This window comes from Rhizobium sp. M1 (assembly GCF_002531805.1).
Classification (GTDB): domain Bacteria; phylum Pseudomonadota; class Alphaproteobacteria; order Rhizobiales; family Rhizobiaceae; genus Rhizobium; species Rhizobium etli_C.
This window is the reverse complement of the sequence record NZ_NWSW01000025.1, coordinates 20,979-45,551: the sequence shown is the minus strand read 5'-3', so window position 1 is coordinate 45,551 and position 24,573 is coordinate 20,979. Positions and strand designations below refer to the sequence as shown.

27 protein-coding genes are annotated in these 24,573 nt (G+C 63.2%); 19 read left to right on the top strand and 8 right to left on the bottom strand.

All coding sequences use genetic code 11. The features are described 5' to 3' along the window. Nucleotides 1-171: 171 nt before the first annotated feature. From CO655_RS23520 to CO655_RS23500, 5 genes are all read left to right on the top strand, one after another. Nucleotides 172-1,461 carry an RsmB/NOP family class I SAM-dependent RNA methyltransferase gene (locus CO655_RS23520; protein WP_097666984.1) on the top strand — a complete coding sequence of 430 codons (1,290 nt, stop codon included), beginning with the start codon at nt 172-174 and terminating at the stop codon, nt 1,459-1,461. A 274-nt stretch (nt 1,462-1,735) separates the two neighbouring features. Further along, on the top strand, nt 1,736-3,010 hold the full coding sequence (locus CO655_RS23515; RefSeq protein WP_097667081.1) for an imelysin family protein: 1,275 nt from the start codon (nt 1,736-1,738) through the stop codon (nt 3,008-3,010). Nucleotides 3,011-3,057: 47 nt separating this feature from the next. Beyond that, the gene (locus CO655_RS23510; RefSeq protein WP_176539293.1) at nt 3,058-4,791 is read left to right on the top strand and encodes a di-heme oxidoredictase family protein; all 1,734 of its coding nucleotides are present in this window, start codon (nt 3,058-3,060) and stop codon (nt 4,789-4,791) included. Then, the gene (locus CO655_RS23505; protein WP_097579446.1) at nt 4,791-5,891 is read left to right on the top strand and encodes an imelysin family protein; all 1,101 of its coding nucleotides are present in this window, start codon (nt 4,791-4,793) and stop codon (nt 5,889-5,891) included. Before CO655_RS23510 ends, CO655_RS23505 begins: the two co-directional genes overlap by 1 nt. 4 nt (nt 5,892-5,895) lie before the next feature. Further along, nucleotides 5,896-6,993: a DUF1513 domain-containing protein gene (locus tag CO655_RS23500; RefSeq protein WP_097666982.1), complete on the top strand. Its 1,098-nt coding sequence runs from the start codon at nt 5,896-5,898 to the stop codon at nt 6,991-6,993. On the opposite strand, the gene CO655_RS23495 is transcribed toward CO655_RS23500, so the two are convergent. After that, nucleotides 6,975-8,051: a DUF2252 family protein gene (locus CO655_RS23495; RefSeq protein WP_097666980.1), complete on the bottom strand. Its 1,077-nt coding sequence runs from the start codon at nt 8,049-8,051 to the stop codon at nt 6,975-6,977. The two genes, CO655_RS23500 and CO655_RS23495, sit on opposite strands and share 19 nt — an antisense overlap. Before the next feature lie 221 nt (nt 8,052-8,272). Here CO655_RS23495 and CO655_RS23490 point away from each other — a divergent pair, with 221 nt between their 5' ends. The 3 genes from CO655_RS23490 (at nt 8,273) to guaA (ending at nt 11,033) form a co-directional block, all read left to right on the top strand. Beyond that, nucleotides 8,273-8,722 (top strand): PaaI family thioesterase, encoded by a 450-nt coding sequence (locus tag CO655_RS23490; RefSeq protein ID WP_010028223.1) that lies wholly within the window; start codon nt 8,273-8,275, stop codon nt 8,720-8,722. Beyond that, nucleotides 8,719-9,357, top strand: a complete 639-nt coding sequence (locus CO655_RS23485) for a 5'-methylthioadenosine/S-adenosylhomocysteine nucleosidase (protein WP_010028224.1) — start codon at nt 8,719-8,721, stop codon at nt 9,355-9,357. Before CO655_RS23490 ends, CO655_RS23485 begins: the two co-directional genes overlap by 4 nt. 113 nt (nt 9,358-9,470) lie before the next feature. After that, nucleotides 9,471-11,033, top strand: coding sequence for a glutamine-hydrolyzing GMP synthase (gene guaA / locus CO655_RS23480; protein WP_038686329.1), 1,563 nt, complete (start codon nt 9,471-9,473; stop codon nt 11,031-11,033). Nucleotides 11,034-11,082: 49 nt separating this feature from the next. Here the strand turns inward: guaA and CO655_RS23475 are convergent, their stop codons facing one another. Beyond that, nucleotides 11,083-11,784, bottom strand: coding sequence for a YafY family protein (locus tag CO655_RS23475; RefSeq protein WP_097666978.1), 702 nt, complete (start codon nt 11,782-11,784; stop codon nt 11,083-11,085). A 102-nt stretch (nt 11,785-11,886) separates the two neighbouring features. Between CO655_RS23475 and CO655_RS23470 the strand changes: the two genes are divergently transcribed. Then, the gene (locus tag CO655_RS23470; RefSeq protein ID WP_097606782.1) at nt 11,887-12,285 is read left to right on the top strand and encodes a VOC family protein; all 399 of its coding nucleotides are present in this window, start codon (nt 11,887-11,889) and stop codon (nt 12,283-12,285) included. 139 nt (nt 12,286-12,424) lie between these two features. Next, the gene (locus CO655_RS23465; protein ID WP_097606781.1) at nt 12,425-12,955 is read left to right on the top strand and encodes a dihydrofolate reductase family protein; all 531 of its coding nucleotides are present in this window, start codon (nt 12,425-12,427) and stop codon (nt 12,953-12,955) included. A 77-nt stretch (nt 12,956-13,032) separates the two neighbouring features. Here CO655_RS23465 and CO655_RS23460 read toward each other — a convergent pair whose 3' ends face one another. The 3 genes from CO655_RS23460 to CO655_RS23450 form a co-directional block, all read right to left on the bottom strand. Further along, on the bottom strand, nt 13,033-13,578 hold the full coding sequence (locus CO655_RS23460) for a YbhB/YbcL family Raf kinase inhibitor-like protein (protein ID WP_097666976.1): 546 nt from the start codon (nt 13,576-13,578) through the stop codon (nt 13,033-13,035). Nucleotides 13,579-13,619: 41 nt separating this feature from the next. Then, nucleotides 13,620-14,471, bottom strand: coding sequence for a helix-turn-helix domain-containing protein (locus CO655_RS23455; protein WP_097666974.1), 852 nt, complete (start codon nt 14,469-14,471; stop codon nt 13,620-13,622). A gap of 144 nt (nt 14,472-14,615) precedes the next feature. Then, nucleotides 14,616-15,512: a LysR family transcriptional regulator gene (locus tag CO655_RS23450; RefSeq protein WP_097666972.1), complete on the bottom strand. Its 897-nt coding sequence runs from the start codon at nt 15,510-15,512 to the stop codon at nt 14,616-14,618. Between the two features lie 118 nt (nt 15,513-15,630). On the opposite strand from CO655_RS23450, the gene CO655_RS23445 reads away from it, so the two are divergent. The 3 genes from CO655_RS23445 to CO655_RS23435 are packed head-to-tail and all read left to right on the top strand — an operon-like array spanning nt 15,631 to nt 17,671. After that, entirely contained in the window at nt 15,631-16,005 is a 375-nt protein-coding gene (locus tag CO655_RS23445) for an Atu4866 domain-containing protein (RefSeq protein ID WP_010034361.1), read from the top strand. 37 nt (nt 16,006-16,042) lie between these two features. After that, nucleotides 16,043-16,894 carry an oxidoreductase gene (locus tag CO655_RS23440; RefSeq protein WP_176539292.1) on the top strand — a complete coding sequence of 284 codons (852 nt, stop codon included), beginning with the start codon at nt 16,043-16,045 and terminating at the stop codon, nt 16,892-16,894. Between the two features lie 42 nt (nt 16,895-16,936). Next, a complete protein-coding gene (locus CO655_RS23435) occupies nt 16,937-17,671 on the top strand; it encodes an SDR family oxidoreductase (RefSeq protein ID WP_097667075.1) in 735 nt (244 codons plus the stop codon). 32 nt (nt 17,672-17,703) lie between these two features. Here CO655_RS23435 and CO655_RS23430 read toward each other — a convergent pair whose 3' ends face one another. Then, the gene (locus CO655_RS23430) at nt 17,704-18,264 is read right to left on the bottom strand and encodes a methylated-DNA--[protein]-cysteine S-methyltransferase (protein WP_097666970.1); all 561 of its coding nucleotides are present in this window, start codon (nt 18,262-18,264) and stop codon (nt 17,704-17,706) included. Between the two features lie 168 nt (nt 18,265-18,432). Here CO655_RS23430 and CO655_RS23425 point away from each other — a divergent pair, with 168 nt between their 5' ends. The 4 genes from CO655_RS23425 to ybaK all read left to right on the top strand — a co-directional run bounded on the left by CO655_RS23425 (nt 18,433) and on the right by ybaK (nt 21,119). Then, nucleotides 18,433-19,041 carry a 2'-5' RNA ligase family protein gene (locus CO655_RS23425; protein ID WP_097667073.1) on the top strand — a complete coding sequence of 203 codons (609 nt, stop codon included), beginning with the start codon at nt 18,433-18,435 and terminating at the stop codon, nt 19,039-19,041. Between the two features lie 91 nt (nt 19,042-19,132). Further along, the gene (locus CO655_RS23420) at nt 19,133-20,194 is read left to right on the top strand and encodes a succinylglutamate desuccinylase/aspartoacylase family protein (RefSeq protein WP_097666968.1); all 1,062 of its coding nucleotides are present in this window, start codon (nt 19,133-19,135) and stop codon (nt 20,192-20,194) included. A gap of 90 nt (nt 20,195-20,284) precedes the next feature. After that, on the top strand, nt 20,285-20,635 hold the full coding sequence (locus CO655_RS23415; protein WP_097606775.1) for an ArsC family reductase: 351 nt from the start codon (nt 20,285-20,287) through the stop codon (nt 20,633-20,635). Between the two features lie 10 nt (nt 20,636-20,645). Continuing rightward, nucleotides 20,646-21,119 (top strand): Cys-tRNA(Pro) deacylase, encoded by a 474-nt coding sequence (ybaK, locus tag CO655_RS23410; RefSeq protein WP_010030733.1) that lies wholly within the window; start codon nt 20,646-20,648, stop codon nt 21,117-21,119. Here ybaK and CO655_RS23405 read toward each other — a convergent pair whose 3' ends face one another. Beyond that, nucleotides 21,120-21,563 carry a MarR family transcriptional regulator gene (locus CO655_RS23405; protein WP_097606956.1) on the bottom strand — a complete coding sequence of 148 codons (444 nt, stop codon included), beginning with the start codon at nt 21,561-21,563 and terminating at the stop codon, nt 21,120-21,122. It lies immediately after the preceding gene. A 79-nt stretch (nt 21,564-21,642) separates the two neighbouring features. On the opposite strand from CO655_RS23405, the gene CO655_RS23400 reads away from it, so the two are divergent. Both CO655_RS23400 and CO655_RS23395 read left to right on the top strand, forming a co-directional pair. Continuing rightward, a complete protein-coding gene (locus CO655_RS23400; protein ID WP_097666966.1) occupies nt 21,643-22,296 on the top strand; it encodes a glutathione S-transferase family protein in 654 nt (217 codons plus the stop codon). A 122-nt stretch (nt 22,297-22,418) separates the two neighbouring features. Next, nucleotides 22,419-23,672 (top strand): aminopeptidase, encoded by a 1,254-nt coding sequence (locus tag CO655_RS23395; RefSeq protein WP_097666964.1) that lies wholly within the window; start codon nt 22,419-22,421, stop codon nt 23,670-23,672. Here the strand turns inward: CO655_RS23395 and CO655_RS23390 are convergent. Continuing rightward, nucleotides 23,620-24,531, bottom strand: a complete 912-nt coding sequence (locus CO655_RS23390) for an EamA family transporter (RefSeq protein ID WP_097666962.1) — start codon at nt 24,529-24,531, stop codon at nt 23,620-23,622. The two genes, CO655_RS23395 and CO655_RS23390, sit on opposite strands and share 53 nt — an antisense overlap. Between the last annotated feature and the right edge of the window lie 42 nt (nt 24,532-24,573).

Sequence of the window (24,573 nt, the reverse complement as noted above, 5' to 3'; positions counted from 1 at the left end):
GCTGACAGCCGAAGTGATCAGCTAAGGCTGACAGCGCCGTACAACCGGCTGCGCCCTGACCGGCGCTTGCTCTTGCCGCCAATCGCGGTTACCACGCGGTTGAAACTTGTAAACAATCCGCCCGGCCTGTGCGCGGATCGTTCACACGTCATGGCAACAGGAGATATGTGAATGCGTCTGGGCGGCCGCCTCGAAGGGGCGATTTCTGTGCTCGCGGATATCGATGCCCGCAAGCGGCCCGTCGCCGACGCGCTCAAGGACTGGGGCCTCGCGCACCGCTTTGCCGGTTCCGGCGATCGTGCAGCGATCGGCAACATCGTCTACGACGCCTTGCGCATGCGGCTTTCCCATGCCTGGCTGATGGATGACGACAGCGCTGCAGCCATCGCCCACGCCGTCATGTTCCGCCAATGGGGCTTCACGCCCGATCGCCTCGCCGCCGAACTGGCGGACGACAAATTTGCACCGCCGCCGCTTTCGGCAGACGCCGTCGCCGCCTTTGCAAGCCGCTCGCTCGACGACGCGCCGCCACATATCCGCGGCGATATTCCCGAATGGATCCAACCCTCCTTCGAACGGGCCTTCGGCGCCGGCTGGCTCGCCGAGGCGCAGGCGCTCGCGGCGCGCCCGACACTCGATCTGCGCGCCAATATCCTGAAGGCCTCCCGCGACAAGGCCGTCAAGGCGCTCGAACGCGCCGGGGCACATGCTGCGAAGATCGCCCGCTACGGCATCCGGATTGCTGCCGGCGAGGGCGCCTCGCGCCTTCCCAACGTGACAGCCGAGCTTTCGTTCCAGAAAGGCTGGTTCGAAGTTCAGGACGAGGGTTCGCAGATCGTCGCCGATCTGGTGCTCGCCAAAGACGGCGAACAGATTCTCGACTATTGCGCCGGCGGCGGCGGCAAGACGCTCGCCATGGCGGCCGCCATGCAGAACAAGGGACAGGTTCACGCCTACGACGCCGACCGCAAACGGCTGGCGCCGATCATCGAACGGCTGAAGCGGGCGGGCACGCGCAATGTCCAGGTGCACGATGACGCCAGGGGCCTTTCCGGCCTTGCCGGGCGCTGCGACAAGGTGCTCGTCGACGCGCCCTGCACCGGCACCGGCACATGGCGCCGCCGCCCCGATACGAAGTGGCGGCTGACGGCGAAGAACCTCGACGAGCGCACCGCCCAGCAACAGGACGCGCTGGCGCAGGCGGGCGGCTTCGTCAAGCCGGGCGGCGAGCTGATCTATGTCACCTGCTCGGTTCTGCCTCAGGAAAACGAGGAACAGGTGCGCCGCTTCGCGGCTGACAATCCTGATTTCCAGATTGTCGGCGCCTTGCCCGCCTGGGACGCGCTCTTTGGAAGAGATGCGCCGCGTCCGCATTCCTCCGACGGCTTGACGGTGACGCTGACGCCTGCTTCCACCGACACGGACGGCTTCTTCTTCTGCCGTATGCAGCGCAAGGGCTGACGCGGCCGCCCTCGTACACAGGCTGTTTTTCAGGCAAACGTGCTGCAAAAAGCCGATTTTGCAGCAATCGCTTATCTTAAAATCATTCCAAACTAGAGCGTTTGACACCAGTTTACTTTTGCGCGAAGAGACGGAGCCGATTACAGCGCCGCGCGTCTTATCAGACGCGCAAAGGACGCTGTAACATTTTTTGGATTGGCGCATCGTGCTTTCCGAAATCGATTCCGATTTCGGGCCGATGCGCTCGACGGAAGATCCGTCACAGGAGAGGATCATGAAGCTCAACAAACTCCGCGCAGCCGTGCTGGCGATCGCCCCCGCAGCCCTGTTCGCCCTTCCCGCGCATGCCGCGACCGATGCGGCAGCCGTGGTGAAACATTATGCCGATGTGGCGCATGCGAAATACGAAGACTCGCTGACGACGGCAAAGGCGCTCGATGCCGCGATCGACGCCTTTCTGAAGGCGCCGAGCGATGCGACGCTCAAGGCGGCCCGGGAGGCCTGGATCAAGGCCCGCGTCCCCTACCAGCAGACGGAAGTCTATCGCTTCGGCAATCCTGTTGTCGACGAGTGGGAAGGCAAGGTCAACGCGTGGCCGCTCGATGAAGGCCTGATCGACTATGTCGATCCCTCCTACGGCACCGAGAGCGACGAAAGCTCCCTCTATGTCGCCAATGTCATTGCCAACAAGACGATCAAGATCGACGGCAAGGATGTCGACGCCTCGAAGCTGACGCCGGAATTCCTCTCCGGCACGCTTGCGGAAGCCGGCGGCATCGAAGCCAATGTCGCCACCGGCTACCACGCCATCGAATTCCTGCTCTGGGGCCAGGATCTGAACGGCACCGGACCGGGCGCCGGCAACCGCCCGGCCACCGATTACGACCTGAAGAACTGCACGCACGGCAATTGCGACCGCCGCGCCGAATATCTGAAGTCCGCCTCCACGCTGCTGGTTTCCGACCTGCAGGAAATGACCGACAACTGGAAGCCGGACGGGGCTGCGACGAAGAACGTCGAAGCCGATCCGAAGGCCGGCCTCGTCGCGATCCTGACGGGCATGGGTTCGCTCTCCTACGGCGAGCTTGCCGGCGAGCGCATGAAGCTCGGCCTGCTGCTGCACGATCCTGAGGAAGAGCATGATTGCTTCTCCGACAATACCTACAACTCGCATCTCAACGACGCGATCGGCATCGCCGCTGCCTATACCGGCAACTATACCCGCGTCGACGGCACCAAGCTCACAGGCCCCTCGCTGCACGACCTCGTGGCCGCCAAGGACAAGGCGCTCGATGCCGAGATGGAAGGCAAGCTCCACAAGACGCTCGATGCGATGAACGCCATGGCCAAGCGCGGCGAGACGGTCGAGAAGTACGACCAGATGATCGGTGAGGGCAACAAGGAAGGCAACGCCGTCGTCCAGGCCGCCATCGACGGGCTGATCGACCAGACGAAGTCGATCCAGCGCGTTATTGCCGCACTCGATCTCGGCACGGTTCAGCTTGAAGGTTCCGACAGCTTGGATAATCCTAACGCCGTCTTCAAATAAGCAAAAAGGCGGGCCGCTTCGGCTTTTGAGGCGGCCCGAACTCTGAAATGCCCTTTATCGTCTCCCTCATTCCTGTGCCCTCAGGAATCCAGCCGCGGCGCGTCCGCGCCGTGAATGACCTGGTCAGGGGGGAGTCTTCCGCGCCCAAGGACTTGGGCGCACTGGATTCCTGTGACGAGCACAGGAATGAGGGAGTGGAAAGGGAAGCGCGCGCCGGCACCCCTGAGCTTGCCGCTCGGAATCATCGCCTCTTCGTAAAACTTCGCCTACCCCTCCGCATCGCTGCCTTCGCCGCGCTTGCGGGCGCGCCTGTGGCTCTTGCCGCCGGTTTCGATCTCCCGGCGAAACGCACCGACCTCTCCGAAGCCGACCTGAAACGCGTCGCCGACGTCACCCGGCCGACCAGGGATTTTTCCAAGGCCGAACAATATGAGGCGATGCAGGCGGGCGGCGCGACCTCGATCGATCCGGTCACCGAAGACAGCTTCTCGCATATTTCGGCCAATATCCCCTTCGAGGACGAGCAGAATTTCAAGCTCGGCAATGCGCTCTTCCGCAAGCTCTGGGTTTCCTCGCCCTCCTCGACGCAGGCCTCCGATGGCCTCGGACCGCTCTTCAACGCCCGCTCCTGCATGAGCTGCCATGTCAATGACGGCCGGGGCAAACCGCCGGAGGGCGGTCCGAGCGCCGTCTCCATGTTCCTGCGGCTTTCCCGCGCAGCCAGGACGCCGGAAGAGGAAAAGGCGATCGCGGGCGCTGATATCCTTAATTTCCCCGATTCGGTCTATGGCCATCAGCTGCAGGATCTTGCCGTTCCCGGCCTTGCCGCCGAGGGCCGGATGGCGATCCGCTATGATGAGGAGGCGGCGACACTTGGCGACGGCGAGACCATGTCGCTGCGCCGGCCGCATTATGCGGCGACCAACCTTGCCTACGGACCGCTCGATGCCGCGACGACGATCTCGGCGCGTGTCGCCCCCGCCATGATCGGCCTCGGGCTGATCGAGGCGATCCCCGAGGCCGATATCCTTGCCCGTGCCGACCCTGACGATGCCGATGGCGACGGCATTTCCGGCAAGGCGGCGATCGTCCGCGATCATCGCAGCGGCGAGATCGCGCTCGGCCGGTTCGGCTGGAAGGCGCAGAACGCCACGGTGCGCGACCAGAATGCCGACGCCTTCGCCAATGATATCGGCATCTCCACGCCCGACCACCCCGACGCGCATGGCGATTGCACCAAGGCGGAGGAGAAATGCCTCGAAATGCCGACCGGCGTGCAGAAACGGCTGGGCGCGGAAGAAGCGCCGGGGCCCATTCTCGACCTCGTGACCTTCTATTCGGAAAATCTTGCCGTTCCGGCGCGCCGCAAGGCGAGCTTCCCCGAGACGCTGAAGGGCAAACGGATTTTCTACGAAAGCGGCTGCATTTCCTGCCATGTGCCGAAATTCGTCACGCGCCGGGATTCGTCCGAGAAGGCGCAATCCTTCCAGTTGATCTGGCCCTATTCCGACTTTCTTCTGCACGATATGGGTGACGGGCTTGCCGACGGGCAGCAGGTCGGCCTTGCAAGCGGACGTGAATGGCGCACGCCACCGCTATGGGGTATAGGACTGACCCGGACTGTCAGCGGACACAGCTTTTTCCTGCATGACGGCCGTGCGCGGGATCTCACCGAGGCGATCCTCTGGCATGGCGGCGAAGCTGAAAAAGCCCGCAACGCTTTCTCCGCCCTGTCGAGAGACGACAGAGCGGCCCTGATTACATTCCTGGAGTCACTTTGATGCGCCTTTGGCACCCCCTGCTCTGCCTCACTCTGATCGGCCTCGCCACATCGGCCGCCGCCCAGACCGCCGCTCCTCCGGCAGGGCTGAACGAGGATGCCGTTCCCGCCGTCATGCAGCGCGCCGTCGACGAAGTGATCCGCCCCGGCTATCGCAACATGCAGCAATCGGCCGCCCGGCTGACGACGGCGATGAAGGATCTCTGCGACGGCGGCACGCAGCAGACGCTCGACAAGGCGAAATCGGCCTTCGACGATACGATCCGCTACTGGTCGATCATCGAGATCGTGCAGACCGGGCCCGTCATCCAGGACAATCTCTTCGAGCACATCCTGTTTTATCCCGACCGCAAGGGCGTCGGCCTGAAGCAGGTGCAGGCGCTGATCGCCAAAGCCGATCCGAAGGACGCGACGGTCGATGCGATCGCCGGCAAGAGCGTGGCGCTGCAGGGCCTGACGGCGCTGGAATACGTGCTTTACGGCAACGGCTCGGAAAATCTGGTCGGGCAGAAGGGCGGCTTCCGCTGCCTATACGGGGCCGCCGTCGCCGGCAATATCCAGCGTGAGGCCGGCGAAGTCGTCGCTGCCTGGGAAAAGCCGGACGGGGTGCAGGCGAGCTGGAAACATCCCGGCCCGCAGAGCAATGATTTCATGGACAACAAGGAAGCGGTGACCGCGCTGCTCGGCATTCTCGTCCATGGCGCCGAGAATGTCCGCGATCAGCGGCTGGAGCAGTTCTACAAGGGCAAGGACACCTCGCCGCGTCCGCGCATGGCGATCTACTGGCGCTCCAAGAACACCTGGAAATCGATGGCGGCCAACATCGACGGCCTGCGCACGCTGTGGCAGAAGGCCGGCATGGCCGAGCTCCTGCCGCCGGACAAAAAGGCGATCGCCGCCTCGATCGACGAGGACTTCAAATCGCTGCTCGACAGCGTGCCGAAGCTCAATCCCGACATCGACGCCGCCGTCAGCGATGCCGAGAAGGCCAAGCTCGACACGCTTTTGGCCGAAAGCCGTGATCTGATCACCCGGATCAGCGACGAATATGGCGCGGCCATCGGCCTTTCGGCCGGCTTTTCCTTTTCCGACGGAGACTGAAGCGATGATGCAAAGCGCCCCGATCAACCGACGCAGTTTCGTCAAAGCGGCAGGAATCGGCTTCCTGGCGAGCTTGGCGCCAAGGTCGCTGATGGCGCTCGAACGGGCCGATGCGGTCTATGCCTCGGGCATTCGCACGGCAAACGGTTCCTTTGCCATCGCGACCGTGACCGAGCGCGGCGAGATCATCGATCAGGTGGCGCTTCCCGCCCGCGCCCACGGCATGGCCTTCAGCGCCGTCACCGGCAAGACCGTCGCCTTCGCGCGCCGGCCGGGCACCTATGCGATGATCTTCGATCCACGCGATAAGGGCGAGCCGATCGTCATCAGTTCCAGGGACGACCGCCATTTCTACGGGCACGGCGCCTTCTCGCCCGATGGCCGGATCCTCTACGCCAGCGAGAATGATTTCGACGGCAATCGCGGCATGATCGGTCTCTACGACGCAACCGATCGCTTCACTCGCATCGGCGAATACGAAACCTATGGCATCGGTCCGCACGATATGACGGTTTCCGATGACGGCCGCCTTCTCATCGTCGCCAATGGCGGCATCGAGACGCATCCGGATTTCGGCCGCACCAAGCTCAATCTCGGGGCGATGCAGCCGTCGCTGGCGCTGATCGATGCGGCAACCGGCGCGTTGACCGAAAAACACGTGCTGCCGGCCGAATGGTCGCAGCTGTCGACCCGCCATGTCGACCTCGACGATAAGGGCCGCATCTGGTTCGCCTGCCAGTACGAAGGCCGCCGCAAGGACCTGCCGCCGCTCGTCGGCCATTTCGCCAAGGGGGAGGATCTTTCCTTCGTCGCGCTGCCGGAGGAGACGACGCGCAGGCTCGCCAATTATGTCGGGGCGATCGCCGTCAACCGCAGCGAAGGTCTCGTCGGCATCACCTCGCCGAAAGGCGGCGCCTCGGTGACCATCGACGCAAAAACGGGCAAGGTGCTGGCCGAGAGCGCCGTTCCGGAGGCCGCCGGCATCGCGCCGGCAAGAGAGGGCTTTGCCGTCTCCTCCTATGACGGCGATTTCCTGTCGAGGCGCAGCGATGTCGCCTGGGATCAGCACATCGTCCGGGTCTCTCAGCGGGCGCGCGCATAGGCCTTCTGCTCGGCGCTGACGCTCGATGCCGCGGCTCTTGCCGCCTCATGCAGCCATTCGGGTCCCCGGGCCTGCAAATCCTGCAGGATCGCTGCGGCGGCCGCCGCATCATCGGAATGGCAATTGGCGATCTCGAAGCCCATCAATTCGAGCATTGTCGGCGAAAGCAGGATCTCCGCATGCTTGTCGATCTCGATCTTGCGGCTGTTTGGCGAAAGCCGGCGCACGAGGATGCGGCCGCAGACGCGATAATGAGGATCGGCCGAGCGCGCCCGCCCGGCGGCGATTTCGCCCGCACGGATCGCCACATCAAGCGGCCTGTGGTGAAGCGACCAGGCCGACCGCACCAGCGCCTTCGCCTCGCGCAAGACCGGCCCGCCCTGCCATTCGGCATAGGCGACGAAACGCGGGCGGCCGAGGCTGCCGGTACCGGCGCTGCGCAGCTTGGCCGTGAAGGAGCCTGCCCCGGGCGGCAATGCGCCCGCAAGCGCCTCGGTATAGGCTGACGGCGCCTTCTTCTTGCCTGCAGGCAGCATCTCGTATTTTTCCCAGAATTCCCGGCGTTCGGAATTCGGCAGCATCAGCGCCTTGCGCAGCCATTTGTGATCGCGTTCGAGGATGACCGGCAGCGGATTTTCAAGGCCTCTGCGATAACCGCCGAGGATCAGCTCGCCGATCATCCGAACCGAGGGACCGTTGCCGTTGCGCGCCAGGATGGCGCTTGCCGCAAGGCGAACGAGATCCAGCGCATAGGGCATGACCGCCGCATCGTCGAAATCATTGACGCCCCAGACGAGCCTGCCCTCGCTATCGCGCCAGGTGCCGAAATTCTCCAGATGCGTATCGCCGATCGCCAGCACTTCGGGCGCGCGGCCGAGCTCCGGGCAGACATCGAGGATGACCTCGCACCAGCGCCAATAGGTGGCACGCAGGAAGCCGAAATCGTCGCTGCGCATCTTCCCGTGCTTTTCCTTAAGATCGTCCTTGACGAGATCGCCGCCAAGCTCGCCGGCCAGCCAGGTCTCGAAATTCCGAACCGATTGCGATATCGTCGTCATGGCGCCGGCGCTCCCTCAATTTCGAGATAGGATGCCGGAGAATACCCGCTGAGCGCGAAGCTGCAATCGTCTTCGCAGGGCATGCGGGGCAATAGCATGGCGAAGGGTTGCGCTGGCGACACGCCTTAACGTTTCCATCGCCGTCCGGATCGATTTCAGCAATGTCCAGCTTGTCGAATCCGGCCCGCCATGCCACTTTCCCGGCTTCGAGAGGGGTAGCCATGAGCGAGACTGACAGGGGCGATTTCCGCGCGCGAATCCGCCGCAACTTTGCGCGCCAGGCGGCGATGCAGACGATCGGCGCGGAGCTGACGCGCGTCGAGCATGGCGTCGTCGAAATCGAGCTTCCCTTCGACATCAAGCTGACGCAGCAGCACGGCATCCTGCACGCCGGCATCATTTCCGCCGCGCTCGATTCGGCCTGCGGCTTTGCCGCCTACAGCGTCATCGACCCCGAAGCCTCGATCCTGACGATCGAATTCAAGGTCAATCTCATGTCGCCGGGACGCGGCGAGCGCTTCCTGTTTCGCGGCGAAATCACCAAGCCGGGCTCCACCATCATCGTCGCCGACGGGCGAGGCTACGCGATCAGCGACGGGCCGGCGAAACTTATCGCCTCCATGACCGGAACGATGATGGTCATCCGCGGCAGAGAAGGAATTACGGGATGAAGTTCGAACTGAAATCGGTCGCGGGAAAATCCATGCTGTTCGTCATGGCGGCGGAGGCCGAATACGGCCCCTTCCTGCGTTCGCGCATCGAACCCTTGATGACCGGCGTCGGCCCGGTCGAGGCGGCGGTCGCGCTGACCAAGACGCTGGCGCGGCTCGATGCCGCCGACGAGCTGCCTGATCTCGTTGTTTCCCTCGGCTCGGCCGGCTCGGCGAAACTGGAACAGACCGAAATCTATCAGGTAACCTCGGTTTCCTACCGCGACATGGACGCCTCGGCGCTCGGCTTCGAAAAGGGCAGGACTCCCTTCCTCGACCTGCCGGCGACGCTCGAGCTGCCGCTGCGCATTCCCGGCATTGCCGAGGCAAGCCTTTCCACGGGCGGCAATGTCATCTCGGGTGCTGCCTATACCGACATCGACGCCGACATGGTCGATATGGAGACCTATGCGGTGCTGCGCGCCTGCCAGGGCTACAAGCTGCCGCTGATCGGCCTGCGCGGCATTTCCGACGGCGCTGTCGAGCTGCAGCACATCTCCGGCTGGACCGAATATCTGCATATCGTCGACCGCAAGCTCTCCTACGGCGTCGACAGCCTGTTTACGGCGCTGGAAGACGGGGTTTTCTGGTTCTAAGCGGGCAAAGTGCTGCGCGTCTTATCGGACGCGGGGACAATCGGAACAATAAAAACCGGATGCCGCCGATTTCCCGGATTGCCAGGCGAAGCGCTTTTCATTAAAGCCTCGACATGACCCAGACAGCACATCCCGACTCCGTTCTCATCGTCGATTTCGGCAGCCAGGTGACCCAGCTCATCGCACGACGCGTGCGCGAGGCCGGCGTCTATTGCGAAATCGTTCCCTTCCAATCGGCCGAAGAGGGCTTCAAGCGCCTCCAGCCGAAGGCCGTGATCCTGTCCGGCAGCCCGGCTTCGACGGTGGACGAGGGATCGCCGCGGGCGCCTCAGATCATCTTCGACAGCGGCCTGCCGGTCTTCGGCATATGCTATGGCCAGCAGACGATGTGCATGCAGCTCGGCGGCAAGGTCGAAAGCGGCCATCACCGCGAATTCGGCCGCGCCTTCCTCGATGTCGACAAGGACTGCCAGCTGTTCGAGGGCCTGTGGTCCTCCGGCTCGCGCCATCAGGTCTGGATGAGCCACGGCGATCGCGTCACGGCGCTGCCCGATGGTTTCGAGGTGGTCGCCACCTCCTCCAACGCGCCCTATGCCTTCATCGCCGACGAGAAGCGCAAATATTACGGCGTGCAGTTCCACCCCGAGGTCGTGCATACGCCCGACGGCGCCAAGCTGATCGGCAACTTCATTCACAACATCGCCGGCATCAAGGGCGACTGGTCGATGTCGGCCTATCGCCAGAAGGCGGTCGACGAGATCCGCAAGCAGGTAGGCGACAAGCGCGTCATCTGCGCCCTTTCCGGTGGCGTCGACAGTTCGGTCGCCGCGCTGCTGATCCACGAGGCGGTCGGCGACCAGCTGACCTGCATCCTCGTCGACCACGGCCTGATGCGCAAGGACGAGGCGGCAAACGTCGTCGCCATGTTCCGCGAACACTACAATCTGCACCTGCTGCACGTCGACGCCTCCGATCGCTTCATCGGCGAGCTCGAAGGCGTCAGCGACCCGGAAACCAAGCGCAAGATCATCGGCCGGCTGTTCATCGAAACCTTCGAGGAAGAAGCAAAGAAACTCGGCGGCGCCGATTTCCTCGGCCAGGGCACGCTCTATCCCGACGTGATCGAAAGCGTTTCCTTCACTGGCGGCCCGTCGGTGACGATCAAGTCGCACCACAATGTCGGCGGCCTGCCGGAGCGCATGAAGATGCAGCTCGTCGAGCCGCTGCGCGAACTCTTCAAGGACGAGGTGCGCGCGCTCGGCCGCGAACTCGGCCTGCCCGACAGCTTCATCGGCCGCCACCCCTTCCCCGGCCCCGGCCTTGCCATCCGCTGCCCCGGCGGCATCAGCCGCGAAAAGCTGGAGATCCTGCGCGAGGCCGATGCGATCTATCTCGACGAAATCCGCAAAGCCGGCCTCTACGACGCCATCTGGCAGGCCTTCGCCGTGCTGCTCCCGGTCCAGACCGTCGGCGTCATGGGCGACGGGCGCACCTATGAATTCGTCTGCGCGCTGCGCGCCGTCACCTCAGTCGACGGCATGACCGCCGATTTTTACCACTACGACATGGAATTCCTCGGCCGCGCCGCCACCCGCATCATCAACGAGGTGCGCGGCATCAACCGCGTGGTCTATGACGTCACCTCGAAGCCGCCCGGCACAATCGAGTGGGAATGAGGAATACAAGGCGGCAATAGCGTCGTTCGCGATTATTGCCGCCCGGCGATCAGTGCTCGGACCGGGAGCGTTGCTCCCCGCGCCATCTCTCCCAGCGGCGACGCAGGTCGCCCTTCCGCAGGCCGTTGGTCGCCTCCAGCACCTCGATCTTGATCATGCGATCGGTACGGAAGTGACGGAAGTCCTGCCTCAATTCGCACCAGGCAACAATCAAGCGCGTTGCTTCACCGTAACCGAGGATGACCGGCCACACGACCCGCTCGGTCTCCTCCCCGGTATCGGACCGATAGCGCAGGCGAAGCTTCCGATCTTCGCGGATCGCGCGCCGCAGTTCGCTCGTGTCGACGATGTCCGTCGGAATGATCCCGCCAGGCTTTGCTCCAACGCTTGGCTCGGCGATGTATGGACGCAGCCGTTCGGGAATAACGGCAGCGATCTTGCTCAACACGTCCTGTGCCGCTGCGGATAACACCTTGTCACCGCGTGTTGCGACCCATTGTGTACCAAGCACGATCGCCTCGATCTCGTCGGGCGTCAGCATCAAGGGCGGCATGTCATAGGCAGGGTCGAGCACATAGCCGAAGCCGGCCTCTCCGACGATCGGCACCCCTTGGCCGATCAGGTCGGTGATATCGCGGTACACCGAGCGCCTCGACACTTCGATCTCCTCGGCGATTGCCGCGGCCGTCACCGGCCGGGTCGTACGGCGCAGGATCTGAATGATCTGAAATAGACGATCGGCTTTGCGCATTGCTGCTGACTCCTGTTGCCATAATGCTGGCAACAGGCCTGTGCGACAAGGCCCGCAGCGATGCCGCGCACACGTCTGCGGCCTTCTCGAAAGGACAACGTTATGAAATTTGCCTCAATCCGGCTGATCGCCGGTGATATCAAGGCTATGGTCGGCTTCTACGAAATGGTCACCCTGCAATCGGCCGAGTGGTTGGCGCCGGTCTTCGCCGAGATCGTCACCCCTTCGGCGACACTTGCCATCGGCAGCCTGGAAACCGTTTCGCTCTTTAGGGAAGGCAGCGCCGAGGCCGGCGCCAACCGAACGGCGATCATCGAGTTCATGGTGGACGACGTCGATGCCGCATATGCCCGGCTGAAGGATAAAGTCGACCTTGTTCATGAGCCCAAGCTGATGCCGTGGGGCAACCGGTCGGTGCAGTTCCGCGATCCGGAAGGCACGCTTGTCGCGCTGTTCACGCCGTTCACCGATCCGGCAAAGAAGCGCTTTGCATCACGATAGGCGCGTCACGCAACGCGCAGCAAGCGGTTCGCCTCCGAAAAACCAATTGCAATATACAATCAGTCGATCTAACTTATGACCGATTGCGCAGACGCAATCCGACCTCATGCGGATGGACCCTTGAAGGAAAGGAGTGAGCATGGCCAAGCTCGTGTTCGGAATGAACCAATCGCTGGACGGCTACGTCGATCATACGGCGTTTGCGCCAGGTCCCATACTCTTCCGTCACTTCATCGAAGCGACGCAGCGGCAGGCGGGCAGTGTGTACGGTCGCCAGATGTACGAGATCATGCGTTACTGGGATGACGACCATCCTGAATGGGACGCGGACAGACGCGCCTTCGCGGCCGCCTGGCGGAACCAGCCGAAATGGGTCGTCTCGCGCTCGTTGAAATCGGTCGGTCCAAACGCCAGCCTTGTGGACGGCGATCTCGAGGGCGCGATCCGTAAGCTGAAGGCCGAACGCGACGGAGAGATCGAAGTCGCCGGCCCGGATTTGGCGCGAAGCCTCACCGATCTTGGCCTGATCGATGAATATGTCATCTATCTGCACCCCGTCGTGCTCGGTCACGGCAGGCCATATTTCGCCGGACCCCGACCGCCACTCCGCCTTATGGCCAATGACCGGATTGGCGAGGATGTGATCCGATTGGTCTACGTTCCTGCTTGATTTCCCAAATCCCAGCAGCCGGCCGAGATTTCCTCGGTCGGCCGCGCTCGATGGGGAGAATGGCTGTGATGACGGCGTCAGCGGCCGTAGGTGACTTCAAGCGAGGCCTTGTCGAGCGTATTCGCCCGGACATAGTAGCCGACCATCGCGCCCGGCGCCGTATCGGGAAGCGGCAGCTTGTCGACCGAGAGCGCGTAGACGGTGAACTGGTAATGGTGCGGCGCATCGCCGACCGGCGGGCATGCGCCGCCATAGCCTGATGTACCGAAATCAGTACGGCCTTCCACGGCGCCCGCAGGAAGCTTCTTATCTCCGCTTGCGCCGGTGGCAATCTTCGAGGCGTCTGCCGGAATGTTGAACACCGACCAATGCCACCAGCCCGAACCGGTCGGAGCATCCGGGTCGTAGACCATGACTGCGAAGCTCTTGGTTCCCTCTGGAGCACCCGACCAGGTGAGTTCCGGCGAGATGTTCTTGCCCGTGCAGCCGAAGCTGTTGAAGACCTGCGCATCGGCCATGGTCTTACCGGATGTCAGATCTTTCGAAGTGAGCTTCATTTCGGCTTGGGCGGCCGTGGCGCCAAAGACGGACGTGGCCAGAAGTGCTGCTGTTATGAGACGCATGTTGTTTTCCTGCGGTTGATGATGCGGGAAAACTACCGTTGTCACGGCAGCGCATCTGCCCCGCTATGCTCAACTTCTGCCCCGATCCGCTCAAAACGCTCAGTTCCGCCCCGCACATGGCGCGGATTGACGCCGAACCGCTCTTTGAACCGTGCCGAAAATTGCGACGGCGAATCGTAACCGACTTCGAGCGCCACCTGTGCCATCGGCAGGGTTGTGGTTTGGATGAGGGCGAGGGCGCGATTCATCCTTGTGTCGCTCAATATCTCGCTGAAACTTGTCTTTTCGGCGGCGAGCTTACGCCGGAGCGTCGCTTCGCTCATGTTGAAGGCGCGCGCCGCGTGCCCCAGCGTCCAATCAAAGGCCGTATCACTTTCAATCATCTGCCTCAGCCGGTCCTCGAGCCGAGGACTTTCGCATCGGCCGAGCACCGCGCCGCAGAGCGCAAACCAGGTGATCAGCTCCATCAAACGCGCCTTGGCAATGGCGCCGGGAAGCCTCGTCAGATTGCCGGGCTGACAGCAATAGGCAAACAATGCCGCCGCTTCCTCCGGCAGGTTCGAGGCGCTTGCCGGGAGCGGCCGCGAGGGGACGGCGATCGAACCCATGGCGATATAGGCATCCTCGAACAGCTGTCTTGGAACAGGCAGCGCCAGGGTCTGATACTTCTGCGGCGCCTTTGGAATGTTCTCCATCGTCAACGGCCGATAGTCGGGCAGCAGCGCATAATCGCCCGCCTCAAGGCGCAAAGCCTTGTCATCCGCCATGACGATCTTCGTTCCCGACTGCACCTGGATCAGCAAGGGGCTCGTATTGACGAGACGAAAAAAGCAGGCCCGCCCACCCTGACGGATCAGAGCCCTGGTTGGAATGCGAAAGACGTCGTCCAGCATGGCTTCTCCGGCAACAGGGAGCCCCTCGCCCCTGATCCTTGGCGATGGGGAAATAGCAAAACCGCGTGACAGGGGCAACCTTGAGCCGGGGCGGGCGTATGCCGGCAGGAGCCATCGCACCCTTCGGTCAGGGCTCGACCATATCTAACCCCTCGCGGACTTCCTGATATGATCGACCAGGGCCCGCAGCTTCAGCGGCTGCCGCTGGCGCCTGGGATAATAGAGATAGAAGCCGGGAAAGGGCGGGCAGAAATCTTCGAGCAGCGGCATGAGTTCGCCGCGGTCGATATAGGGCTGGAAGGTTTCCACCATGCCGAAGGTGATCCCGGCGCCGGCGCAGGCCATGCGGATCATCATGCCCATGTCGTTCGTCGTCACTGCGGGATCGACGGCGACGTCGAAATCACGATCATTCTCGGTGAATTCCCAGCGATAGGGCGCCGTATCCGGGCGCGGTCGCCATCCGATGCAGGCATGGTCCTGGAGTTCGCTTGGATGGCGGGGACTGCCGTGACGCTCGAGGTAGGCGGGGGACGCGGCCGCGCATTGCCGCTGCGGCTCTGAGACCGGGACCGCGATCATATCCTGCTCGATCACTTCGCCCAGACGGACAGCGGCATCGAAACCGGTTTCGACGATATCGAATTCGTCATCTGTGACGGTGATATCCAGTTTGATTTCGGGACAGGCCTGCATGAAGCCGGCGAGCAACGTGCCGGACAGAAAGCTCTCGGCGATCGAGGACACCGTGATCCTCAGCAGGCCGCTCGGGCGCGCCTGCATGTCCCGCACCGTCTGCATGGCATCCGTGACCTGCCGGACCGATGGACGAACCGCCGCGAAGAACACTTCGCCGGCTTCGGTCAGGCTGACGCTGCGCGTCGTGCGCTGGACGAGCGCGACGCCAAGACGATCCTCCAGACGCTGCAGGGATTGACTGACGGCGGAGCGGGTGACGCCGAGACGCTCGCCTGCAAGGCGAAAGCTCCGCGCCTCCGCCACGGCGAGAAAGACTGATATGCCTTCTAGATCGTCGACCATTGGTTAGAAAATCTAACCAAGTCATCGCGGATTGGCAACTTAATCACTTCAGTTCGTGCGCCTATCTTTTCTGTCGAGGCCCGCCAAAACAGCGGTCCTGACCTCGAAAGGAAGAAGGATGCAAAACATTGCCATGAGATCCGTTCTGCATTTTTGCGCCGCCGCCACCTTAGCCAGTACGGCGGTCAGCCCGGCAGCCGGAGATAGCGTCGGCGGCCGCCAATCCACGCGTCAGCAAGCAAGCGAGAATACGATGCAGCAACATCCCTATGTCGGCATGTGGGTGACCGACGACGGCCGGGTCCGCCACCAGCTTCTGCCCAACGGTCGCTATGACGAGGCCCGAGGAAACCGGGAGAGCGCCTATCGAGGCCGTTACGAAGTGGTCGGAAGCCACATCGAATACTGGGACGATACCGGCTTCACGGCCGATGGTGATTTCGTTGACGGTAACACCCTCCATCACGGCGGCATGGTGCTTCGCCGCAAATGACAAGCTCGCTCAATAAGGCTCTATCCGGCCGGAAAGGATGAGGATCATGTCTTCCACCACACCCATCTGGTTCATAACAGGCGCATCGTCCGGCCTCGGCCGGGCGCTCGCCGAGGCGGTTCTCGCCCGTGGCTGGCGCGCCGCGATGACGGCGCGCAGACCCGAGACCCTCCGGGATCTCGCAACGGAACACGGCGACCGCGCCCTTGCTCTCGCCCTCGATGTGACGGATGGCCACTCCGTCACCCGCGCGGTTCACGACGCCGAGGCGCATTTCGGCGCGATCGACGTCACGGTCAACAATGCCGGCTGCGGTTACCTCTCGGCGATCGAAGAGGGCGAGGACGCAGAGATACGCGCCCAGTTCGAGACCAATGTCTTCGGCCTGATTGCCGTCACCAAGCATGTCCTGCCGGGCATGCGCGCGCGCCGGCGGGGGCATGTCTTCAACGTCTCGTCGCTCGGCGGGCTCGTCGCCTTCGCCGCGACCGGCTACTACCACGCCACCAAGTTCGCAGTCGAAGCCCTGTCGGAATCGCTTTCCCATGAGGTCAAGCCGCTCGGCATCAGGGTGACGATCCTCGAACCCGGTGCCTTCCGCACGGATTGGGCGGGCCGGTCGATGGTCGAATCCAGGACTGTTATCGACGATTATGCCGAAACCTCAGGCAAGCGGCGCCAGGCCACCCGTTCGGTCTCCGGCAAACAGCCCGGCGATCCCGCGCGTGCCGCCGCTGCCATCATATCGGCGTTCGAGGCGGAGGAGCCGCCATTGCGCCTGCTCCTCGGCGCGCCCGCCCTGAAGATTGCCCGCGAACGGCTCGATGCGCTGCGGGCGAATTTCGACGGCTGGGCGCAGACAACGCTCAGCGCCGATTTCCCCGACTGAACCGCGCCCGAAAAAACACTCAACAGACAAATGGAGCTTGAAATGTCGAACATCGAAGGAAAGGTCATTGCCATCACCGGCGCCAGCAGCGGCATCGGCGAGGCTGCTGCAAAGGTGCTGGCTGCGGCCGGCGCCCACATCGTGATCGGCGCTCGCCGCACTGAGCGCCTGGAGAGGCTCGCCGGCGACATCGAAGCCAGGGGCGGAACGGTACGGCTGCGAAAGCTTGACGTCACCGACCGCTCCGAGGTCGAGGCCTTCGCAGGCTTTGCCAGATCCGAGTTCGGCCGGCTTGATGTCATCGTCAACAATGCCGGCCTGATGCCGCTCTCGCCGCTCGAGGCCCTGAAGGTCGATGAATGGGACCAGATGATCGACGTCAACATCAAGGGCGTGCTCTACGGCATCGCCGCGGCCCTGCCGATCATGAAGGCGCAGGGATCCGGACAGATCATCAACCTGTCTTCGATCGGCGGTCACAGCGTCTCGCCAACGGCCGCCGTCTATTGCGCGACGAAATTCGCCGTCCGTGCAATCTCGGACGGGCTGCGGCAAGAGACCGATCGCATCCGCGTGACCGTCATCTCTCCCGGCACGACGACATCGGAACTGGCCGACACGATCACCGACCCGACCGCGCGCGACGCCATGAAAGCCTTCAGGGCGATCACGATCAGCCCCGATTCTATCGCCAATTCGATCCTTTATGCCGTCAGCCAGCCTGACGATGTCGATGTCAGCGAGATCATCATCCGGCCGACGGCCAGCCCGCATTGAGCAGCCGATATCCAATTGAAATTGCCCGCCGCCTAAAACCCCAGCGACTGCTGGGCGGGCGGCGGGGCGAGGTTGACGCCTTCGAGCTCCAGCATGCGGGTCTTCGAGGTCGAACCGCCGGGAGCGGAGAAGCCGCCGATCTTGCCGCCGGCCGCCAGCACCCGGTGGCAGGGAATGATCAGCGCGACAGGGTTCTTCGCCATCGCCTGGCCGACGTCGCGGGCCGCTTCCGGCCCGGCGCCGAGCTCTTTCGCCAGCGCGCCGTAGGTGGTCGTCCGGCCCCAGCCGATGCGCCTTGCCGCCGCATAAATCTCCCTGAAAAAGGCATCCTGGCCGGCAAGATCGAGTTCCACGCCAGAAAAATCCGTCTCCTCACCCTGGAAGTAGCGCTTCACTGCCGCCACGGTCTCGAGCACATCAGGCGTCGGCGCACCGGGCAAGCCATCGGGCAGCCGGCGCAGCAAGAGCCGCTCGGTTGCCTCCGCGGTTTTCGTCGGCAGCTGGAAACGGACGATGCCGGCATCGCTCCAGGCAATGCCGCAGAAACCACCCGCGGTTTCGAAGATGAGATAGTGGTGTATCGTCTGGGCCATGAAACAGCCTCCGCGTTTTCGATTACCACCAAAATCATACGGGACGGCCGCTGTTTCAACCCGATTCTTGCGCATCTCGTTCTTTTTTTGTTCTTGATATTCTCCCTTGCCGACGTATCTTTCGCCCCGTTTTTGGAGCGCGAGGCGGTCATGACGACCCGACAGGCCATGAACCAGATTTCCTTCGATTTCGACCATGGTCAAAATCGGCGCGGGCGGACGGGTGAAAGCCGGAACGGCGGTCACAGGCTTTTCTTTGCGTTCCGCCCGCCTGCGATCGTCGAACGGCAAGCCGCTTCGATCGCCGATGACTATGGCAAGACCTTCTCCCTTGCCGCAAAGCCGCGGCTGACGACGCTGCATGTGAGCGTTATCGGCGTCGGCGACTATGAGGCGTTGCCGGAGGACGTGATCTTTGCCGCCCGGCAGGCCGGCGCCACAGTCGAGGGCGCGCCGATCGCGGTCACCTTCGACAGGATCATGAGCTTCAAGCGGCAGGGCAAGGCGCGGCCTCTGGTGCTCTGCAGCAAAGGCGGGCTGATGCCGCTCATGCGCCTGCATGTCCAGTTGGGCGTCGGCATGCACAATACGGGATTGCGTGACAATATCGATCGCAATTTCACGCCGCATATGACGCTGCTCTACGACCGCAAGGCGGTGCCGCCGACGCGGCTCGACCAACCGGTTTCATGGACGGCGCAGGAATTCCTGCTGATCCACAGCATTCTCGGAAAAACCGAATACCACATCATCGATCGCTGGCCGCTTCTCGGCTGAGGGCACCGCGCCCGGTGAGGCTTGCGCTTGCCGGATATCCGCGCATAAAGCTGGAAGAGCCGTTGGGACGGCAAACGCGGAGCACGACAGCATGGACGTTTCAGAGATCATCATCCCGGGCGATACCCCGGGAACGGAATGGCGGCTGCCAGTGCTGCGCTTCAAGGGTCGCGATCCGAAGGCGCCGAAGATCTATATTCAGGCGGCACTGCATGCCGGCGAACTGCCGGGAACGGCGCTCCTGCATTTCCTCTGCGAGCAGCTGCGGCGGGCGGAAGACCAGGATGGCATCCTGGGCGGCATCACCATCGTGCCGCAGGCCAATCCGATCGGTGCGGCGCAGTCGCATTTCGGTGATTTGCAGGGCCGTTTCGACCTTGGTTCGCGCACCAATTTCAACCGGGATTTCCCGCTGATCTCCATTGCCGATCGGGCGACGCTGATCGAAGAGCTCGACGATTACCCGGCTACCGACAGGTTGAAGCGGCAGCTACTGCATATGGCGCTCGGCGCCGATCTCGTCCTCGACCTGCATTGCGACGACGAATCGCTGCAATATGCCTATATCGACGAGGCGTTCTGGCCGGAGGCGGCCGATCTCGCCGCCGCGCTCGACATGGAGGCCGTGCTGCTTTCGGATGGCGAAAGCTCCGCCTTCGAGGAGGCCGTCGGCTTTGCATGGAAATATGAAATCCCCGGCGAACGACGGTCCATGCTGCCGGGCAAGCTTTCGGTCACGGTCGAGCTGCGCGGCAAGCGCGATGTCGATCCGGCGCTGGCGAAGCGGGATGCGGACGGGCTCTGGCGTTTCCTCACATCACGCGGGATCGTCAGCGACGAACCGGTGGCGCCGGCCGCGTTTGCCGGCCCGGCCGTGCCACTCGACAATGTCGAGATCATCCGGGCTCCCGAAGGCGGCGCCGTGCTCTTCCATCGCGCGATCGGCGACAGGGTTGTGGAGGGCGAGCGTCTGGCGACGATCATCACCCGGCCGGGGCAAGTTGATGGCAGCATCGATGTGCAGGCGCCGCAGGACGGGCTGATCCTGACCCGGACCTCGGACCGGCTGGTGCGGCGGCGCGGCGACCTGATGAAGATCGTCTGCGCCGGGCCCAGCAAGACGTCGCGCGAGGCCGGCACGCTGGAGAGCTGAGGAGGCGCTGCCGGGAATAAAGCTCACATGGCGTTTGCGCCGGCCTTCGCGCATGCTATCCCGCTGCCATCACACGGAGATCGATCGGGTATGGCCGTTACCATCTATGGCATCAAGAATTGCGACACGATGAAGAAGGCCCGCAGCTGGCTGGAAGACCACGACGTCGCCTATGAATTTCACGATTACAAGGCGCTCGGCATCGACCGCGCCCATCTCGAAGCCTGGATCGACCAGGCCGGCCTCGACACGGTGCTCAACCGCGCCGGCACGACATTCCGCAAACTGCCCGATGCCGAGCGCGAGAACCTGAGCCGGGAGAAAGCCATCGCGCTGATGCTCGACCAGCCGTCGATGATCAAGCGGCCGGTGCTGGAGGCGAAGGACAAGCTGGTAATCGGCTTCAAGCCGGAAATTTACACCGGCACATTTGGCGGCTGACAGGCTTCTTATGTCCAAGACCACCCGCGCGACACAGGTTCTTTCCAAGGCCGGCATCGCCTTCACCATCCACACCTATGATTACGATCCCGGCGCCGAGCGCGTCGGGCTGCAGGCGGCCGAGGCTTTGGGCGAAGCACCGCATCGGGTGTTGAAGACGCTGATGGCGGAGCTGGACGGCAAGCCGGTCTGCGTCGTGGTGCCGTCGGACCGCGAAGTCAGCATGAAGAAACTCGCCAGCGCCTTTGGCGGCAAGTCGGCCAACATGATGAAACCCGCCGATGCCGAGCGGCTGACGGGCTATCACGTCGGCGGCATCAGCCCCTTCGGCCAGAAGAAGACCGTGCCGACGGCGATCGAGGAGACCGCCCTTATTGAACCGCTCGTCTATATCAATGGCGGGCAGCGCGGGCTGCAGGTGCGGCTCGACCCGAAGGACGCGCTGGCGGTGTTGAAGGCCGTCGGCGCGCCATTGATCGCCTGATCACAGGAAACGCGCGAGCAAGGCCGAGATGCTCTCTGCCTCGCTTTCGGTGAGCCTGCAGGCGATATGGCTCTCGATCGATCTGGCATAGACCACCCACATGCGTTCGCGGAGCTGCCGGCCGGCTTCGGTGATGACAACCCAGCGACCGCGTCCATCCTCCGCTAAGACTTCGCGCCGGACGAGCCCCTCTCCTTCCAGCCGGTCGATAAGGCGGGAAAGATTATACTGCGCAAGCAAAGTCCGCTCTTCGATCTCATAGGGGCGCAACCTGCCATCATCGGCGCGCGCCAGTTCCCACAGCACGTCATACCAGGCAAGCGGCGGCATGCCGGCCGCTTTCAGCTCGGCTTCGATGGCTGCAAGCAAGCGCTCGCGGGCGCGCATGATGCTCGTCCAGGCACGGGTGGTGGCTTCGCTCGGTTTCGGCATGTTCTCGGACATAAATGCAATTACATCTATCTTGAATTCCGCCGCAAGCGATATTAGATGCATTTGCATGGATTGTGACCAGGAGATTTCCATGAGCAGGCTTACCCTCATCAGCCACCATCTCTGCCCCTATGTGCAGCGCGCCGCGATCACGCTGCTTGAAAAGGGCGTGCCATTCGAGCGCATCAACATCGATCTCGCCAACAAGCCGGATTGGTTCCTGAAGATTTCACCGCTCGGCAAGGTGCCGCTGCTGCGGATCGAGGAAGAGGACGGCAGCGAGGCGGTGCTCTTCGAAAGCAGCGTCATCTGCGAATATCTGGCGGCCGATCCGCTCACCCGCGCCCGCCACCGCGGCTGGATGGAATTCGGCTCGTCCGTGCTTTCCGACCTCTGGGGTTATGAAACGGCGCAGGATGCGCTGCAGCTCGACGCCAAGCGCAAAGCCCTCATCGCCAAATTCGCAACGATCGAGAGCGCACTGACAGACGGGCCTTATTTCGCGGGCAGCAGCTTCGGGCTCGTCGACGCCGTCTTTGCGCCGGTCTTTCGTTATTTCGACCTCTTCGACACGCTCGGCGACAGCGGCATATTCGATGGATTGGAGCGGGTGAAGCGCTGGCGCAAGGCTCTTTCCGCGCGGGCGAGTGTCCGGGCGGCTGTCGGCCCTGATTACCCGCAGCGGCTGATGGAATTCCTCGAAAAACATTCCTCGATCCTGCTCAGGCAGTCTGCCGCAGCGTAAAGGCCTAGCAAGCGGCCGGACAAGACCGGCCGCTTCAATTCGGCAGCGGCACTTCATTTTCGCCGCAAACGGGTCTAAGTCTTCCAGCTTTCCACCATCGATGACAGAAAGCAGGTCGAACCATGACTTTCATGCCCCAAAGCCAGAACGCTGTTGATCCCGTCAAGCTGGAGAAGCTTGCGGAAGTCGCCGTCAAGGTCGGCCTTCAGCTGCAGAGAGGTCAGGACCTGGTCGTCACCGCGCCTGTCGTGGCGCTGCCGCTCGTGCGGCTGATCACCAAACAGGCCTATCAGGCCGGCGCCGGATTGGTGAGCGCCTTCTATTCCGACGAGGAAACGACGCTTTCGCGCTATCAGTACGGCAGCGACGAAAGCTTCGACCGCGCCTCCGACTGGCTCTATGAGGGCATGGCCAAGGCCTATGCCAATGGAGCGGCCCGCCTTGCGGTTGCCGGCGACAACCCGTTGCTGCTGTCCGAGCAGGATGCCGGCAAGGTCGGCCGCGCCAATCGCGCCACTTCCACGGCCTACAAGCCGGCGCTGGAGAAGATTTCGAATTTCGACATCAACTGGAACATCGTTTCCTATCCCAATCCGTCCTGGGCCAAGGTGGTCTTTCCCGACGATCCGGAGCCGATCGCGATCGCCAAGCTCGCCAGGGCGATCTTTGCCGCCTCGCGCGTCGATGTGGACGATCCCATCGCCGCCTGGGCGGAACACAATGCCAATCTCGCCAAGCGCTCCGCCTGGCTGAACGGCGAGCGCTTCGCGTCGCTGCATTTCAAGGGGCCGGGCACCGATCTGACGGTCGGCCTTGCCGACGGGCATGAATGGCATGGCGGCGCCTCCACCGCCAAGAACGGCATCACCTGCAATCCGAACATTCCGACCGAGGAGGTGTTCACCACGCCGCATGCGCTGCGCGTCGAAGGCCATGTTTCCAGCACCAAGCCGCTGTCGCACCAGGGCACGCTGATCGACAATATCCAGGTACGCTTCGAGGGCGGGCGGATCGTCGAGGCAAAGGCGTCGCGCGGCGAAGAGGTGTTGAACAAGGTGCTCGATACCGACGAGGGCGCGCGCCGGCTCGGTGAAGTGGCGCTGGTGCCGCATTCCTCGCCGATCTCGGCGAGCGGCATCCTGTTCTACAATACCCTGTTCGACGAAAACGCCTCCTGCCATATCGCGCTCGGCCAGTGCTATTCCAAGTGCTTCCTGAACGGCGCGACGCTGAGCCAGGAGGAGATCAAGGCGCAGGGCGGCAATTCCAGCCTGATCCATATCGACTGGATGATCGGCTCGGACAAGGTCGATATCGACGGCCTCAGACCGGATGGTTCGCGGGTTGCGGTGATGCGACAGGGCGAGTGGGCCTGACCGCCATCGTCGCGCGCTGACTGAGCCAGACGCCGGCGAGCACCAGGGCGAAGCCGGCGACCTGCGCCGGCGCCAGGCTCTGGCCGAGCGCCAGCCAGCCGAGCAGGGTCGCCACGACAGGGCTCAGAAAGCCGAGCGAGGCGGCCGCCGAGGGTTCGATGCGCGACAGGCCGCGGAACCAGAGCAGATAGGTGAAGGCCGCGCCGATCAGGCCGAGATAGGCGATACCGGCAATGTTTGCGGCGCTCAGTGCCGGCAGCGCCGGCTCGAGGAAAAGCGCAACAGGCACCAGCAGGATGCCACCTGCCGTCAGTTGCCAGGCGGTGAAGGTGAGGTTCGACACCGGCGGCGCCCAGCGGCGCGTCAGCACCGTGCCGAAGGCCATCGAGACGGCGCCGGCGAGACCGGCAGCGATCCCGACGGGATCAAGCGCCGCCTTCGGCGTCAATACCAGCAATCCGACGCCGGCCATGCCGGCAAGACCGGCCAGCACGGCCAGCGGCCGAACCGGCTTGCCGAGGAAAAACCGCGACAGGGCGATGACGATCAGCGGCTGCACCGCGCCGACCGTTGCGGCAAGGCCGCCCGGGAGCCTGTAGGCCGAGACGAAGAGCATCGCCCAGAAGAACGAGAAGTTCAGCGCGCCGAGAATGAAGGCCCTTCCCCACCAGATACCGAAAGGCGGCTTCCTTACCAGGAGCAGAAGCAGCAGCCCAGCCGGCAGGGCTCTCAGCATCGCGACTGTCAGCGGATATCCTGCCGGAAGGAAGGAGGTGGTGACGATATAGGTGCTGCCCCAGATAGCGGGTGCGAGCGCGGTCATCAGCACATCGGTCAAATATCGAGGATTTGTCTTCATCTCAAGAATCTCTATATCAAGATAAATCCAGGATAGCGGATT